Source organism: Streptomyces griseobrunneus (assembly GCF_046713465.1).
GTDB classification, from domain to species: domain Bacteria; phylum Actinomycetota; class Actinomycetes; order Streptomycetales; family Streptomycetaceae; genus Streptomyces; species Streptomyces microflavus.
Map to the genome: position 1 here is coordinate 2,163,490 of NZ_CP177080.1, position 14,670 is coordinate 2,178,159.

Below are 14,670 nucleotides of genomic sequence, written 5' to 3' on the forward strand. Positions count from 1 at the left end.
GCCGTCAGCTGAGCCCGGCCGTCCTCGCCCGTGCCACCGCCGGGCCGATCGCCCGGGCCAGCTCCTTCACGTCCTGCTCGGTCGAGGTGTGGCCGAGCGAGAAGCGCAGGGTGCCCCGGGCCAGGTCCGGGTCGGTGCCGGTGGCCAGGAGTACGTGGCTGGGCTGGGCGATCCCGGCGGTGCAGGCGGAGCCGGTGGAGCACTCGATGCCCTGGGCGTCCAGCAGCAGGAGGAGGGAGTCGCCCTCGCAGCCGGGGAAGCTGAAGTGCGCGTTGGCCGGGAGCCGCCCGGCCGGGTCCGGGTCACCGCCGAGGACGGCGTCCGGGACGGCGTGGCGGACGGCGGCGACCAGCTCGTCGCGGAGCCCGCCGACGCGCCGGGCGAAGTGTTCGCGCCCCTCGGCGGCCAGCCGCCCCGCCACCGCGAAGGAGGCGACGGCGGGCACGTCCAGGGTGCCGGAGCGCACGTGCCGCTCCTGGCCGCCGCCGTGCAGGACGGGTACGGGGGTGTGGTCGCGGCCCAGCAGCAGCGCGCCGATGCCGAACGGGCCGCCGATCTTGTGGGCGCTGACGGTCATCGCGGCCAGTCCGGAGCGGGCGAAGTCGACCTCCAGCTGACCGAAGGCCTGGACCGCGTCGGCGTGCATCGGGATCCCGAACTCGGCGGCCACCGAAGCCAGTTCCCGTACCGGCATGATCGTGCCGATCTCGTTGTTGGCCCACATCACGGTGATCATCGCGATGTCGTCGGGGTTGCGGAGGATCGCCTCGCGCAGGTCCTCGGGGTGGACCCGGCCGTAGCGGTCGACCGGGAGGTAGTCGACGGTCGCGCCCTCGTGCTCGGCGAGCCAGTCGACGGCGTCCAGGACCGCGTGGTGTTCGACGGGACCGGCGAGGACCCGGGTGCGGCGGGGGTCCGCGCCGCGGCGGGACCAGTAGAGGCCCTTGACGGCGAGGTTGTCGGCCTCGGTGCCGCCGGAGGTGAGGACCACCTCGCTGGGGCGTGCGCCGAGGGCGTCGGCGAGGGTTTCTCTGGACTCCTCGACGGTGCGGCGGGCCCTGCGCCCGGCCGCGTGCAGGGAGGACGCGTTGCCGGTGACGGAGAGCTGGGCGGTCATCGCCTCGATCGCTTCGGGAAGCATCGGCGTGGTCGCGGCGTGGTCGAGGTAGGCCATGGTGCGCCTGATTCTACGAGCCGGGGCGGGGTGCCCGGCGGGCGCGTCACGGTGCGGTGGCCGCGCAGGCCGTGCGCGGGGGTGCGGCGGACCTGTGCGGGGCCCGGTCCGGAGCCCGATCCGGAACGGGGTGAGCGGCCCGGAGCGCGGGTGTCAGCCGCCGAGGTTCCAGGAGACCGTGCCGTTGACGGTGACCAGGACGGCCAGGACGACGAGGTCGGCGACACCGAGTGCGAGGCCGAGGTACGCGCGGCCGGGGCGGTGGGTGCGGCGGGCCAGGGAGAGCAGCGCCATCACGATCGCGGTGGGGCCGAGGAGCAGGTTGAACGCCAGCAGGCCGACGAGGCCGAGGACGAACGAGGCGACGGCCAGCCCGTCCGCCTCACGGCCGGCGGCTCGGCGGGGGGCGGGGGCGGTCTCCTCGCGCGGGCGCGGCTGCTCCGGTGCGACGCCCTTGTCGATGGCATGGCCCGTACGGCGGGCACGGTCGGTGAGAGGGAGGGTGAGGGTCATGGTGCGAGCTCCTTCGGATCGGTCCGGGTGCGGCAGGCTCGGCGGATGCGGGTGCGGATCGGCGGGCGCGAATCGGCGGGCGCTGGTTGCAGGCGCGGGTCAGCGGGTGCGGCGCGTGTGGCGTTCACGGGCGGCGAAGATCAGCAGCCAGCAGCCGATCACGGCCGCGGCGGCCAGCGAGACCGGGAGCGGGAGGTGGGCGACCGCCCCGAGGGCGATTCCCAGCAGGAGCAGCGCGGCGACGAGGGCAAGCACGGCGGAACCTCTCTGTGCGACGACGAAGGCCGTTCGGAGTACGAGTGTTCACTGACTTGCCAGCCTAAACCTCCGGCCCCTTCCTTGACTCGGAGAACGGTTGTTTACTGAATGGCATGAGTCACACCGCCGGAATCCGCCAGACCCAGAAGCTGAAGACCCGCCAGGCCCTCCTCGACGCCGCGCTCCTGCTGCTGGAGCACCAGAGCCTGAGCAGCCTGGGGCTGCGTGAGGTGACCCGGGCTGTCGGGGTCACCCCCACCGCCTTCTACCGGCACTTCGAGGACACCGCGGCGCTCGGTGTGGCCCTGGTGGAGGAGACGCTGGGCAGCCTGCACGGGCTGATCGCCGCGGTGCTCACGGAGACGGGCGACAGCGAGGAGCGGCTGGACCGCAGCGTGGAGGTGATAGCGCGCCATGTCGGTGCGCAGCCCGCCCACTTCCGGTTCATCGCCCGGGAGCAGCACGGCGGGGTGGGCCCGGTGCGCGAGGCCATCGCGGCGCAGCTGTTCCGGTTCGCGGAGGAGGTGGCTCTCGCGCTCGGCCAGGAGCCGGGGTCGGCCGGGTGGAGCGAGGAGGATCTGCTGATGCTGGGCGGGTTCTACGTGGACCACATGGTGATGACCGCGTCGGCGCTGCTGGAGGCAGGTCCGCAGCGCGAGCGGGAGGTGGTCCGGCAGACCCGGCGGCGGCTGCGGCTGGTCACCATCGGCCGCGCCCACTGGCTCGACGAGGCGCCCGCCCGGGACTGAGCCCGGACGGGCGCGGGAGGCGTCGTACGCGTACGCCCTACTTGGCGCGCGGGGCCTTCGCCAGCTGGCGGGACTGGGCGACGAGGCGGTCGGCGCTGTCCCAGACCTCGGCGTCCTCCTCCAGGAAGCCGCCCGCGAGGTTGCGGGTGGTGATGGCGACGCGCAGCGGGCCCGGGGCGGGGCGGCAGCGGATGTGGGCGGTGAGCTCGACGGTGGGGGTCCAGCCGGTGAGGCCCAGCTCGAACGAGGTCGGCGGCAGGGCGTCCACGGTGAGCAGCAGGGAGAGCGCGTCGGCGTCGCGGCCGTCCGCGAGGCCGAACCAGCCGCGCATCTCGCCCTTGCCGGACGGGGCGCCGACCGCCCAGCCGACGGTCGCCGGGTCCAGCTTGATGTCCAGGCGGTCGGTGATGGCGGAGCTGCCGGGGATCCTGGGCGCGCCGTCGCTCGGGCCGAGGCAGTGGTCCCGGTCGGGCATGGCGGGCGGCAGGGCGGTGGTGCGTACGTCGTCGGGGAGGGCGTCCAGGTCGCCGTAGGTGGCGAGGACCCGGATGCGCTCGATCTCGCTGCCGTCCTCGGCGTACTGGAAGAGGGAGGCCTGGCCGGTGGAGAGGGTGCGGCCGGTGCGGACGGTCTGGGTCCGGACGACCGCGGGGCCGGGGACGGAGGCGGTGAGGTAGTGCGCGGAGACCGAGAACGGGTCGGCGTGCGGGAGGGCCTCGCCCAGCGCGCGGCCGAGGAGCGCCAGCAGGTAGCCGCCGTTGACGGCGTGGATGATGGTCCAGCCCGCGGAGAGCTCCGCGTCGTAGACGCCTTCTTCGCGCAGGGTGACCGCGGTGTCCCGGTCGAACTCGCTGTCGCCGATGGTTGCCCGGGCGGTCTGTGCCGCCTCTGTCGCTGCCTGTGCCATGAAAGGGACGGTACACCGATTGTATTACTGAGCGGTAGCTTTTTCGTTGCGCGAAGATGGCGTCAGGTCGCCGCCGAGCCCTCCTCGGCCCGCGCGGAGGAACGGTTGTACGCGCGGGGCGCGCGCCAGTGGAAGCGCAGCGCCAGCAGGCGCAGAGCAAAGGCGGCGACGACCGCCATGCCACTGGTGAAGGCGTTGAGGGTGTCGAAGCGGATGCACAGGACGACCATGGTCGCGCCGACGATCGCGGGCACCGCGTACAGGTCGCGGTCCCAGCGCAGCAGCGAGGGCACCTCGTTGGCCAGCACGTCCCGCAGCACACCGCCGCCGACCGCGGTGGCCAGACCCAGCGCCGCCGATGCCGTGAGCCCGAGGCCGTACTCGTACGCCTTGACCGTGCCGGTCACGCAGAACAGGCCGAGCCCCGCCGCGTCGAAGACGTTGACGCCGACCTGGATGCGCTCCACGTGCGGGTGGAGGAAGAAGACCAGGACGGCGGCGAAGATCGGGGTGATGAAGTAGCCGAGGTCGGTGAAGGCGGCGGGCGGGATCGCGCCGATCATCACGTCACGGAACAGCCCTCCGCCCAGCGCTGTCACCTCGGCGAGGACCGCGATGCCGAAGACATCGAAGTTCTTGCGTACGGCGAGCAGGGCGCCCGAGATCGCGAAGACGAAGATCCCGACGAGGTCGAGCGCATGCTGGACGGAGGGCGTGAACAGTTCGGTGAGCACCGGGCAATTGTGCCGGTATTAGGCCTTGGGGCTCTCCTCCGCCCGGTCGGCACCACCCGCGTCGGCCTGAGCCGGTACGGTCGCGGGCTCCTCCTTCTTCTTCGCGGAAGCGTCGGGTGCGTCCCCCTCCGAGACCTCCACCGCCTCGGTCGCCACCGCCTCCGTCGAGATGACCGCCTCGATCCCGGTCGCCAGGGTCTGCTTCACCGTCCCGGCCTCGATCTCGGCCGTGAAGTGGCAGGCCACCTTGTGCCCGTCACCGGTGTCGAGCAGCGGCGGGCGTTCCGTGGCGCACTTGGTCTCCTGCACCCAGGGGCAGCGGGTGTGGAAGCGGCAGCCGGCCGGCGGGTTGGCCGGGGAGGGCAGGTCGCCGTGGAGCAGGATGCGTGTCCGGCGGTCCTCGACCTCGGGGTCGGGCACCGGGACGGCCGACATCAGCGCCTTGGTGTACGGGTGCCGGGGCCCCGCGTACAGCGCGTCGCTCGACGCCTCCTCGACCAGACCGCCGAGATACATGACCCCGATGACGTCCGAGATGTGCCGGACCACGGCGAGGTCGTGGGCGATGACCAGGTAGGTCAGGCCCAGCGACTCCTGGAGCTCCTCCAGCAGGTTGATGACCTGCGCCTGGACCGAGACGTCCAGCGCGGACACCGGCTCGTCGCAGATGATCACGTCGGGTTCCAGGACCAGCGCGCGGGCGATGCCGATGCGCTGGCGCTGGCCGCCGGAGAACTCGTGCGGGTAGCGGGACATCGCGTTGGACGGCAGGCCGACCTTGGCGAGGATCTCCTTGATCTTCTCCCGGCGCTCGGCCTGGTCCTTGCCGATGTTGTGGGCGGCCATGCCCTCGGCCAGGATCGACTCGATGTTCTGCCGGGGGTTGAGGCTGCCCAGCGGGTCCTGGAAGACCATCTGGAGGCGGCGGCGGAAGGCCCGCATCTCCTCGGACGGCAGCTTCGCGAGGTCGGTGCCGTCGAAGACGACCGCGCCGTCGGTGATGTCGTTCAGCCGCAGGACCGCGCGGCCGAGCGTCGTCTTGCCACAGCCCGACTCGCCGACGAGGCCGTAGGTCTGGCCGGCCTCCACGCTGAGCGAGACGCCGTCGACGGCGTAGACGTGGCCCACCGTACGGTCGAAGAAGAGGCCCTTCTTGACCGGGAAGTGGACTTTGACGCCGTCCAGTTCGAGCAGACTCATGCTGGGACCTCCGCCTGGGGCAGGACCGGGTTGACGCAGCGCACCTGGTGTCCGGTGGCGCGTGGTTCGGTCAGTTCGGGGGTGCCGGTGAGGCACTCCAGCGTGTAGTGGTCGCAACGGGGTGCGAAGGCGCAGCCGTCGGCCCAGGCGATCTTGTCGTTGATGGAGCCGCGGATCGGGCGGAGCGGCTCGCCGCGCGGCGCGTCCAGCCGCGGGATGGAGCCGAGCAGCCCGTGCGCGTACGGATGGGTGGGGTGGGCGAACAGCTCGCGGCGGCCCGCCGATTCCACCGCCCGGCCCGCGTAGAGGACGTTGACCTCGTCGCAGAGGCCGGCCACCACACCGAGGTCGTGGGTGATCATCAGCAGGGCGGTGCCCTCCTGGTCGACCAGCTCCTTGAGGAGCTCCAGGATCTGCGCCTGGATGGTCACGTCGAGTGCCGTGGTCGGCTCGTCGGCGATCAGCAGGCGGGGCGCGCAGGCCACCGCCATGGCGATCAGCGCACGCTGGCGCATACCGCCGGAGAGCTGGTGCGGGTACTCCTTGAGCCGCCGGTCCGGGTCGGGGATGCCGACCCGGTCGAGCAGCGACGCCGCTTCCTTGCGGGCCTTCTCGCCCTTGAGGCCGCGGTGGCGCTGGAGGATCTCGGTGACCTGGATGCCGATGGGGACGACCGGGTTCAGCGAGGAGAGCGGGTCCTGGAAGATCATCGCCAGCTGGCTGCCGCGCAGGTCGCGGAGCTTGCGCTCGCTGATGCCCAGCAGGTTCCGGCCGTCGAACTCGGCCCGTCCGCCGATCCGTACACCCTTGCGGGGCAGCAGCCCCATCAGGGCGAGCGAGGTGACGGACTTGCCGCACCCCGACTCGCCCACCAGGCCGACGACCTGGCCCTGGTCGACGTCGAAGGAGACGCCGTCCACGGCGGTGGCGTCCTTGCGGCCGCGCGCGGTGAAGGTGACGCTGAGTTCTTCAACTGAGAGCAGTGGCATGGGATTTCAGCCTCGCAGCTTCGGGTCGAGGGCTTCGCGCATGGCCTCGCCGAGCAGGGTGAAGCCGAGTGCGGTGATGATGATCCCGATGGCCGGATAGGCGGCCATCATCGGCTCGTTGTCGAAGAAGCGCTGCGCCTGGGAGAGCATCACGCCCCACTCGGGAACGGCCGGGTCGGGGTTGCCGAGCCCCAGGTAGGAGAGGGCCGCCGCCTCGATGATCGCGGTGGCGAGGCTGAGCGTCGCCTGGACGATCACCGGGCTCAGCGAGTTCGGCAGGATCTGGGTCAGCACGATCCGCTTGCGGCGGATACCGACGGCCTTCGCTGCGAGCACGTAGTCCGCGCCGCCCTGGACCAGCATCGAACCGCGCAGCAGGCGGGCGAAGATGGGGATCTGGACGACACCGACGGCGATCATCACGGTGGTCAGCGACTGTCCGAGGACCGCGGCGATGGAGACCGCGAGGAGCAGGGACGGCAGCGACAGCATGATGTCGGTGACGCGCATGATCACGGTGTCGACGCGCTGTCCGACCTTGCCGCCGAGGGTGGCGGCGGCGCCCGAGAGGATGCCGACCGCCGCGCCGATGATCAGGCCGATGAGCATGGAGACCACACCGACGAGGAGCGTCTGCCGGGCCCCGACGAGCCACCGGGAGAACATGTCCCGGCCCAGGTGGTCCAGGCCGAACCAGTTCTCGCCGCGCATGCCGACGAACTTCCCCTGGTTGGGGAAGACCTCGCTGCGCCAGTTCTGCGCGGTGGGGCCGTGCGGGGCGAGCATCGGGCCGACGATGGCGACCAGGACGAACGCGGCGATGATCGCCGCGCCGATGATCGCCATCTTGCTGGAGCGCATCCGGCGGAACGCCTCGCGCCAGAGGCTGGTGCCGGTGACGGCCTCGGAGCTCTGGGTCAGCTCGGCGAGGCGGTCGATCTTGTCTGCTTTGTTGGTCAGGATCGTCACGTCAGTGCACCCGGACTCTCGGGTCGATGATGCTGTACGCGAGGTCGACCAGGAGGTTGATGACCACGTACACCATCGCGATGAAGAGAATGAACCCGACGAGGACCGGGTAGTCGCGGCCGTCGATCGCGGTACGGATGAAGGAGCCGAGGCCGCCGAAGTCGAAGACGGACTCGGTGAGCACCGCACCGGAGAGCAGGCTGCCGGTCAGCAGGCCGACCGCGGTGATCACCGGCAGCAGCGCGTTGCGCAGCACATGGCGTCCGCGTACGACGCGCTTGTCCAGCCCCTTGGACTCGGCGGTACGGATGTAGTCCTCGCCGAGCACCTCCAGGACGCTGGCACGGGTCATCCGGACGATGACGGCGAGCGGGATCGAGGCCAGCGCGACGGCGGGCAGGATCAAGTGCATGATCGCGTTCCAGCTCGCGTCGAATTCACCGGTCAACAAACCGTCCAGGACGGCGAATCCGGTGACGTCGGTGGCGTTGAGGCCGCTGTCGAGCCGGCCCTGGCTCGGGAACCACTGCAGCTGTACGGAGAAGATCCCGCGCAGCAGCACGGCCAGGAAGAAGACCGGGATACAGATGCCGAGCAGCGATCCGGAGACGGACGCGACGTCCAGCCAGCCGCCGCGGTGCTTGGCCGCGAGGTACCCCATCGGGATGCCCAGGACGACGGCGATCAGGATCGCCGCGATGCTCAGCTCCACGGTGGCGGGGAAGGCGCGGGTGAATTCGTCCCACACCGGCTGCCCGGTCTGGACGGAGGTTCCGAGGTCGAGTTCGAAGATGCGCTTCAGGAAGCGCCAGTACTGGACGTGCACCGGCTCGTCGAGCCCGAGTGCACGGTTGATTCTCGCCACTTCGGCTTCGGTGGCCCGCTCGCCCAGGATCGCTGAGGCGGGTCCGCCGGGCAGTCGGTTCAGCCAGAGGAACAGCAGGACCGACAGGCCGAGCAGGGTGGGAATGAGCTGGAGAAGTCTTCTTACGACGAGTCGCAGCACCCCGCATGCCCCTTTCTCACGTGCGTCGATGCGGGTCCGCCCGGCCACCTGGTTGCTGTGGCCGGGCGGACCCGCTGATGTGCGATTACTTGAAGGAGACCTCGGCGAAGTTCTCCTGCGTCAGCGGGGAGACCCTCGGCGGGTTGACGTTCTTGGCGAACGCGATCGCCGGCGGCGACGACGAGATCGGCACGCCCGGGACGTACTCCATGATGGCCTCGTTGGCCTTCTTGTAGGCCTCGGTGCGGGCCGCCGGGTCGGTGACCTTGGAGGCCGCGTTCACGGCGTCGAAGACCTTCTGGTCCTTGAAGCCCCACTGCTTGTCGGGCCCGGCGAACCAGGTGCCGATGAAGTTGTAGCCGTCGTTGAAGTCACCGGTCCAGCCGAGCAGGTGCAGGGCGCAGGAGCCGGCCTCGGTGGCGTCCAGGTAGTCCGGGGCCCACTTCATGGCCTTCGGCTTGACGGTGATGCCGGCCTTCTCCAGGTCGGCCTTCATCAGCTCGAACATGTCCTGCGGGGCAGGCATGTACGGGCGGGTGACCTCGGTCGGGTAGCAGAACTCGACGCTGAGCTTCTCCTCACCGGCCTGCTTGAGGAGGTCCTTCGCCTTGGCGGTGTCGAACGGGTACGTCTTCACCTTGTCCGAGAAGCCGGCGACCGTGTCGGGCATGAACTGGGTCGCGGCCTTGCCGCCCTCGGGCAGCTGGGTGTTGACGAGGTTCTCGCGGTCGATGGCGTGCGTGATCGCCTGGCGGACCTCGGGCTTCTTCAGCGCCGGGTTCGCGCTCTGGCTCATGCCGACGTAGAAGATGTTGAAGACGTCGCGGGTCGGGACCTCGAAGCCCTCCTTCTCCAGCGTCGTCACATCGGCCGGGGCCACCAGGTCGTAGCCGTCGATGTCACCCGCCTGGAGCGCCTGGCGGCGGGTCTCCTCGGTGGAGATGGTGCGGAAGACCAGGTTCTTCACCTTGGCCTTCTCACCCCAGTAGCCGTCGAAGGCCTCCAGGGAGACCTCCTTGTTGCCCTTGTTCCACTTGGTGATCTTGTACGGGCCGGTGCCGGCGACCGTGCCGGCCTCCTGGCTGTACTTGGGGTACGTGATCGCGTCGCCCTTGGCGGTCGCGTTCTGCTTCGCGTACTCCTTGAGCGCCTTCGGCGAGTGGATCGCGAGCGCCTGGAGGGAGAATCCGCCCGGCAGGTTCGCCGAGGGCTCGTTCACCTCGATGACAGCCGTGCTGTCGTCCTTGGCGGTGCAGGACTTGTAGTTCGGCTTGGGCGTCTCGGGGTCCTCGTTCTTCGCGAACCCGCCCATGATGGTCTGCCAGTAGTAGGAGACCGCGCTGGACTGGTACGTGCCCGTCCAGTTGAACCAGTAGTCGTAGTTCGCGCAGACCGCGGCGGCGTTGAGCGCCTCGCCGTCGTGGAACTTCACGCCCTGGCGCAGGTTGAACGTCCAGACCTTGCCGGCCGGGTCGCTCTCCCACTTCTCGGCGAGGCCGCCGACCAGCTTGCTTCCGCCGGGCTCGTGCTCCAGCAGCGCCTCGAACGCCTGACGGGTGACGCGGAACGTCTCGCCGTCGCTCGCGAGGGCCGGGTCGAGGGAACCGGGGTCACCGGATCCGGCGAAGACGAAGGTGTCCTTGTCGCCCCCCTTGGCTCCGCCCGCGTCCCGCTCGCTGGAACAGCCCGTGGCGATCAGACCGACAGCGACCGCTGTCGTGATCGCCCGGACAGCCCGGGACTTGAATATGCGCATGGGTCCACCCCTGGTTCGCCATGTGGTGAGGTTTGATGGCCGCACACTACAGACGGGGCACACCGCAAGAGAACAGTCCGGATAGCGGTGAGACCTAGTCGAGACCCGGACAGTTAACAAACCGTCCAGTTCCGGGACATCCCCCCGTGCCCCGTTAACAAGCCGGACATCTGGGGGTGTTCGGCGAGGCAGGTCCCCTCGCGCGGATCGGTGGCGCCGGAACGACCCGCAGCTCAGCGGTGCTGCTGGGGCGGGTATCCGTACCCGGGGGCGGCGGCGGGCGGCGCACCCGCCGGGGCGTGCGCCTCGCGGTCGTAGAACGGGCGGGCGTTGGCGCGCAGCCACATCGCGACCGGGTCGTACTCGTCGGACATGGCGACAGTGGAGACGGGCAGCCCGTCGGGGACCGCGCCGATCGACTGCCGCATCATCGCGCGCACCGCGTCGACGGAGGCCCGCCCGGTGTCGTACAGGTCGAGCCCGATCGCGAGGTACGGGACGCCGACCGCGGGGTGCACCCAGACGCGGCGCAGGGCGCGGACGGCCGGGGTGCGGTGGGCGTTCTGGGTGAGCTGGGCGTAGAACTGCGGGAGCTCCACGGCGGGCTCGGTCAGCCGGAGCGGGCCTGCGGGCAGCCGGTCCAGGCCGGTGGCGATCCGGCGCAGGTCGAGCCAGGGGATGCCGACGCCGCCGCCCGGGGCGTGCGGGTTGAGCCAGATGCCCCAGCGGTCGGGGAAGAGGGCGCGGGCGATGTCCCGGCCGGAGACCAGCTCATGGGCCCGGCTCCAGCCGCTGGCGGAGAGCTCCTGGGCGGAGGTGACACAGGGGGCGTACCCGAGGCCGTCGATCTCCATGGAGCCGTACTGGGCGTCCGGTGAGCCGGCCGTGCCGTTCCAGAGCAGCATCCAGACCCGGCCGTCGGCGAGGGCCGCCAGCAGCGCCTCGTAGGCGTCGTAACGCCCGGGGGTCACCTGGCGCAGCATGTGCTCGACCTGACCGGCCGCCGCAGTGCCTGACGCACTCACCCTGGGTTCCGCCCCTCATCGATCCGTCGACGCTCCCGGGCACACGGGAGCGGCCCCGCCATCAAACCAGCTTATGCGCCACTTCTGACACCGACTTGACGCCACGGTCCCCGGCGCCGGTGCCCGGGCGCCTGTCGGGCACCTCGCGCGCGCCTTTCGACGCGGTCGGAGCCCTTCGCATCGCGCGGTCAGTGGCCCTCGCGCCGGTAGAACGGCCGCACTTTCTCCCGCATCCAGTCGCCGACCAGGTCCTGGGCCACGTCCAGCAGGACCAGGTTCACCGGCCAGGGCACCTCGGCCCGGCCCAGCGCCCGTCCCAGGGCGTCCATCGGGGCGCTCTGGCCCGCGCCGTCCCAGGTGGCGAACTCGACGCCGACGAAGAGGACGGGGTCGCCGCCCTCGACGCTGGCCAGGGCCCGGCGGGCGGTGGACACCACGCCGGTGGCCTCGAACTCGGCGGAGACGGCGGTGAGGAAGTCGACGGGGTCGTGCTGCCAGTCCGGTTCGTACAGCTTGACCCGGCCGCCGGTGGCGGGGCCGTCGAGGGCGGTGCGTCCGGCCCGGCAGAGCTCGGCGACGGCGGGCGGCGGCAGCGGGATGCCGACCGCGCCGCCCGGGTTCACCGCGATGCCGACCTGCGGGGGCAGGCCCCGGGCGAAGTCGCGGGCGGGCGCCACGGCGAAGGACATATGGCTGCCGACGCAGCTGAGGAACTGGCCCTCGGAGCTGAAGACCGGCACGTACGCGGCGCCGTCGATGTCCATCATGGGCAGGTCGAGGTCGGCGCTGGCGGGCGAGCCGCCGTTGGGCAGCGGCACCCAGACCGAGCTGCGGCCGAGCACCTCGACGAGGCGGCCGCCCGCGTCGGCGACGCCGAGGGAGGCCGTCAGCACCTCTTCGAGTTCGTTGGCGGGCCACCCGTGCTGGGGGTGTGCCTGGACCTGGGCCGCAATGTCCACTGCCTCTGTGCCTCTCTCAGCTGTCGTCGCTCCGCCCAGAACCCTAACCGGAGCGGGCGTCGGAGGAGCCGTCCGTGAAGGAGATCCGGCTCAGGGCCCGCGCGGCCGCCCGGTCCAGCAGCACCGCCGAGGCGCAGCCGGCGGGCAGCGCTCCCCGTTCGGTGTCGCGGATCAGCCGGGCCACCGCGTGCCGGTGGCGGGCGAAGGCGTAACCGGAGACGCCCCGGCCGCGCTCGCGCTGCCCCTGGCGGGCCGTCCCGGGGTCCACGTCCAGCAGGAGCAGGTGCAGGGTGCGGCCCCGGCGTGCGGCGTGCCGGGCGAGCCAGCGGCGTACCCAGGTCTGCGTACCGCAGTCGTGGACGACGACGGATTCGCCGGATCGCAGGTCGGCCCAGAGCCCGAGGTAGTGGGCGGCGCGGACCAGGGGGCGGTAGAGGGCGTAGGGGAGGAAGCGGGGCAGGGCGGCGGCCCAGCGGTCGCGGGTGTTCTGGGAGTCGACGGCACGGCCGCTGACGGCCTGCCGGATCAGGGTGGACTTGCCCCCACCGGGCAGTCCGGAGACGACCACGATGTCGCCCGCGGTGAAGTCGAGGCTGTACGGGCCGTAGCCGGTGCGCGCGCGCAGATCGCGTACCACCGGCGCACGGCTGTCCAGCAGCTCCCGCGCGGGAGCGCCGGACTGTGCGGGCATCGCGCCGTGCGCGACCCCCGCGGTCGGTACCGACCGCTGCAACGCCATCGCCCATCCCCCTGCTGTCGGGCCGCACTCGCCTGCCCCTGAAGTGTAAAGAAATGGCAAGGCTCCACAACCGCCCCTGCCGTTCGCACAAGCGTTGCGGACCGGCCGCCCCACTCTGCCGCAAGGCGTGCGATGATGACCCCGCCAACTGCATACCGGCCGTTCGAATCCACGCGGGAGAGTTCCGGCCACAGTGTGAGCCGGGCGCCGAAGGAGCAAGATCCTCCCTTGAATCTCTCAGGCCCCGTACCGCGTGGATGAGGCAGATCTGAAAAGCGAGCCGCCCTGCGGCTCCACCCAAGGTGCAAGCCGAGCCCTGTGAACAGGGGCACCCCTCTCCGGGGGCATACCCCGTCAGGGGCTATCGGCGAACCTCTCAGGTTCCGATGACAGATGGGGAGGATTCGTCCTGACGTCGTCATGCCCTGGAGCCGTATCCATGAGCACTGCCCCCCGTCTCACCGCCCTCGACGCGCTGCACCGCTCGCTCGGCGCCACCATGACCGACTTCGCGGGCTGGGACATGCCGCTGCGGTACGCCAGTGAGCGCGACGAGCACAACGCCGTACGCACCCGGGCCGGCCTCTTCGACCTGTCGCACATGGGCGAGATCACCGTCACCGGACCCGAGGCCGCGGCCTTCCTGAGCTACGCGCTGGTGGGCAACATCGCCACCGTCGGCAACGGCCGGGCCCGCTACACGATGATCGTCCAGGAGGACGGCGGGATCGTGGACGACCTGATCGTCTACCGGCTTGGAGAGACGGGGGCCACCGAATATATGGTCGTCGCCAACGCGGGCAACGCGCAGATCGTGCTGGACGCGCTGACCGCCCGCGTGGCGGGGTTCGACGCCGAGGTGCGCGACGACCGGGACGCGTACGCGCTGCTAGCCGTCCAGGGCCCCGAGTCCCCCGCCATCATGAAGGCGGTCACCGATGCCGACCTGGACGGGCTGAAGTACTACGCGGGCCTGCCGGGCACGGTCGCCGGCGTCCCCGCGCTCATCGCCCGTACCGGCTACACCGGTGAGGACGGCTTCGAGCTGTTCGTGGCCCCCGAGCACGCCGAGCAGCTGTGGCGGGCCCTGACCGAGGCCGGCGAGGCGCACGGGCTGATCCCCTGCGGCCTCTCCTGCCGGGACACGCTGCGCCTGGAGGCGGGCATGCCGCTGTACGGGCACGAGCTGACGACGGCGCTGACCCCCTTCGACGCGGGCCTGGGCCGGGTCGTGAAGTTCGAGAAGGAGGGCGACTTCGTCGGGCGCGAGGCGCTCACCGCCGCCGCCGCGCGCGCCGAGACCGCGCCCCCGCGCAAGCTGGTCGGCCTGATCGCCGAGGGCCGCCGGGTCCCGCGCGCCGGTTTCTCCGTGGTCGCGGACGGCAAGGTGATCGGCGAGGTCACCTCCGGCGCTCCCTCCCCCACCCTGGGCAAGCCGATCGCCATGGCGTACGTGGACGCGGCCTTCGCCGCGCCGGGCACCGGGGGCGTGGGCGTGGACATCCGGGGCACGCACGAGCCGTACGAGGTCGTCGCGCTGCCGTTCTACAAGCGCCAGAAGTGATATCCCGGAAGGACCGGGACCGGTAGTTCCCGGGTCTTCCCGCCGCACGCAGGCGTCACGGAAGTGACGTACCTCCGTCTCACACCGTAAGACCACCGTTCATCAGCACTCCCCCGCGTACAGGAGAA

At 71.2% G+C, this 14,670-nt stretch carries 15 protein-coding genes and 1 riboswitch; of the genes, 2 read left to right on the top strand and 13 right to left on the bottom strand.

What is annotated here, in order from left to right; all coding sequences use genetic code 11:
- Positions 1-4 precede the first annotated feature (4 nt).
- From ACK8N7_RS09450 to ACK8N7_RS09460, 3 genes are all read right to left on the bottom strand, one after another.
- A complete protein-coding gene (locus ACK8N7_RS09450) occupies positions 5-1,174 on the bottom strand; it encodes a cysteine desulfurase family protein (RefSeq protein ID WP_500441873.1) in 1,170 nt (389 codons plus the stop codon).
- 153 nt (positions 1,175-1,327) lie between these two features.
- On the bottom strand, positions 1,328-1,687 hold the full coding sequence (locus ACK8N7_RS09455) for a hypothetical protein (protein WP_403214914.1): 360 nt from the start codon (positions 1,685-1,687) through the stop codon (positions 1,328-1,330).
- Positions 1,688-1,786: 99 nt separating this feature from the next.
- On the bottom strand, positions 1,787-1,942 hold the full coding sequence (locus tag ACK8N7_RS09460) for a hypothetical protein (RefSeq protein WP_403214912.1): 156 nt from the start codon (positions 1,940-1,942) through the stop codon (positions 1,787-1,789).
- Positions 1,943-2,058: 116 nt separating this feature from the next.
- Here ACK8N7_RS09460 and ACK8N7_RS09465 point away from each other — a divergent pair, with 116 nt between their 5' ends.
- Positions 2,059-2,694: a TetR family transcriptional regulator gene (locus ACK8N7_RS09465; RefSeq protein ID WP_403214910.1), complete on the top strand. Its 636-nt coding sequence runs from the start codon at positions 2,059-2,061 to the stop codon at positions 2,692-2,694.
- Positions 2,695-2,731: 37 nt separating this feature from the next.
- Here ACK8N7_RS09465 and ACK8N7_RS09470 read toward each other — a convergent pair whose 3' ends face one another.
- The 10 genes from ACK8N7_RS09470 to ACK8N7_RS09515 all read right to left on the bottom strand — a co-directional run bounded on the left by ACK8N7_RS09470 (position 2,732) and on the right by ACK8N7_RS09515 (position 12,978).
- Positions 2,732-3,601 carry a thioesterase family protein gene (locus ACK8N7_RS09470; protein WP_403214908.1) on the bottom strand — a complete coding sequence of 290 codons (870 nt, stop codon included), beginning with the start codon at positions 3,599-3,601 and terminating at the stop codon, positions 2,732-2,734.
- A gap of 62 nt (positions 3,602-3,663) precedes the next feature.
- Positions 3,664-4,335 (bottom strand): trimeric intracellular cation channel family protein, encoded by a 672-nt coding sequence (locus ACK8N7_RS09475; protein ID WP_403214906.1) that lies wholly within the window; start codon positions 4,333-4,335, stop codon positions 3,664-3,666.
- Positions 4,336-4,353: 18 nt separating this feature from the next.
- Positions 4,354-5,535: an ABC transporter ATP-binding protein gene (locus ACK8N7_RS09480; RefSeq protein ID WP_403214904.1), complete on the bottom strand. Its 1,182-nt coding sequence runs from the start codon at positions 5,533-5,535 to the stop codon at positions 4,354-4,356.
- A complete protein-coding gene (locus ACK8N7_RS09485) occupies positions 5,532-6,524 on the bottom strand; it encodes an ABC transporter ATP-binding protein (protein WP_032757556.1) in 993 nt (330 codons plus the stop codon). Before ACK8N7_RS09485 ends, ACK8N7_RS09480 begins: the two co-directional genes overlap by 4 nt.
- Positions 6,525-6,530: 6 nt before the next feature.
- On the bottom strand, positions 6,531-7,493 hold the full coding sequence (locus tag ACK8N7_RS09490) for an ABC transporter permease (protein ID WP_015611540.1): 963 nt from the start codon (positions 7,491-7,493) through the stop codon (positions 6,531-6,533).
- A 1-nt stretch (position 7,494) separates the two neighbouring features.
- Complete coding sequence (locus ACK8N7_RS09495; RefSeq protein WP_403214902.1) at positions 7,495-8,499, bottom strand: ABC transporter permease; 1,005 nt, start codon at positions 8,497-8,499, stop codon at positions 7,495-7,497.
- Between the two features lie 85 nt (positions 8,500-8,584).
- Positions 8,585-10,255, bottom strand: coding sequence for an ABC transporter substrate-binding protein (locus tag ACK8N7_RS09500; RefSeq protein WP_403214900.1), 1,671 nt, complete (start codon positions 10,253-10,255; stop codon positions 8,585-8,587).
- A gap of 233 nt (positions 10,256-10,488) precedes the next feature.
- Complete coding sequence (locus ACK8N7_RS09505; protein ID WP_358371897.1) at positions 10,489-11,280, bottom strand: enhanced serine sensitivity protein SseB C-terminal domain-containing protein; 792 nt, start codon at positions 11,278-11,280, stop codon at positions 10,489-10,491.
- 188 nt (positions 11,281-11,468) lie between these two features.
- Positions 11,469-12,239 (bottom strand): enhanced serine sensitivity protein SseB, encoded by a 771-nt coding sequence (locus tag ACK8N7_RS09510; protein WP_403214898.1) that lies wholly within the window; start codon positions 12,237-12,239, stop codon positions 11,469-11,471.
- Positions 12,240-12,282: 43 nt separating this feature from the next.
- Positions 12,283-12,978, bottom strand: a complete 696-nt coding sequence (locus ACK8N7_RS09515; RefSeq protein WP_403214896.1) for an AAA family ATPase — start codon at positions 12,976-12,978, stop codon at positions 12,283-12,285.
- 164 nt (positions 12,979-13,142) lie between these two features.
- Positions 13,143-13,240, top strand: a riboswitch (glycine riboswitch).
- A 177-nt stretch (positions 13,241-13,417) separates the two neighbouring features.
- Between ACK8N7_RS09515 and gcvT the strand changes: the two genes are divergently transcribed.
- Complete coding sequence (gene gcvT, locus ACK8N7_RS09520; protein ID WP_403214894.1) at positions 13,418-14,542, top strand: glycine cleavage system aminomethyltransferase GcvT; 1,125 nt, start codon at positions 13,418-13,420, stop codon at positions 14,540-14,542.
- The last annotated feature ends 128 nt before the right edge of the window (positions 14,543-14,670 follow it).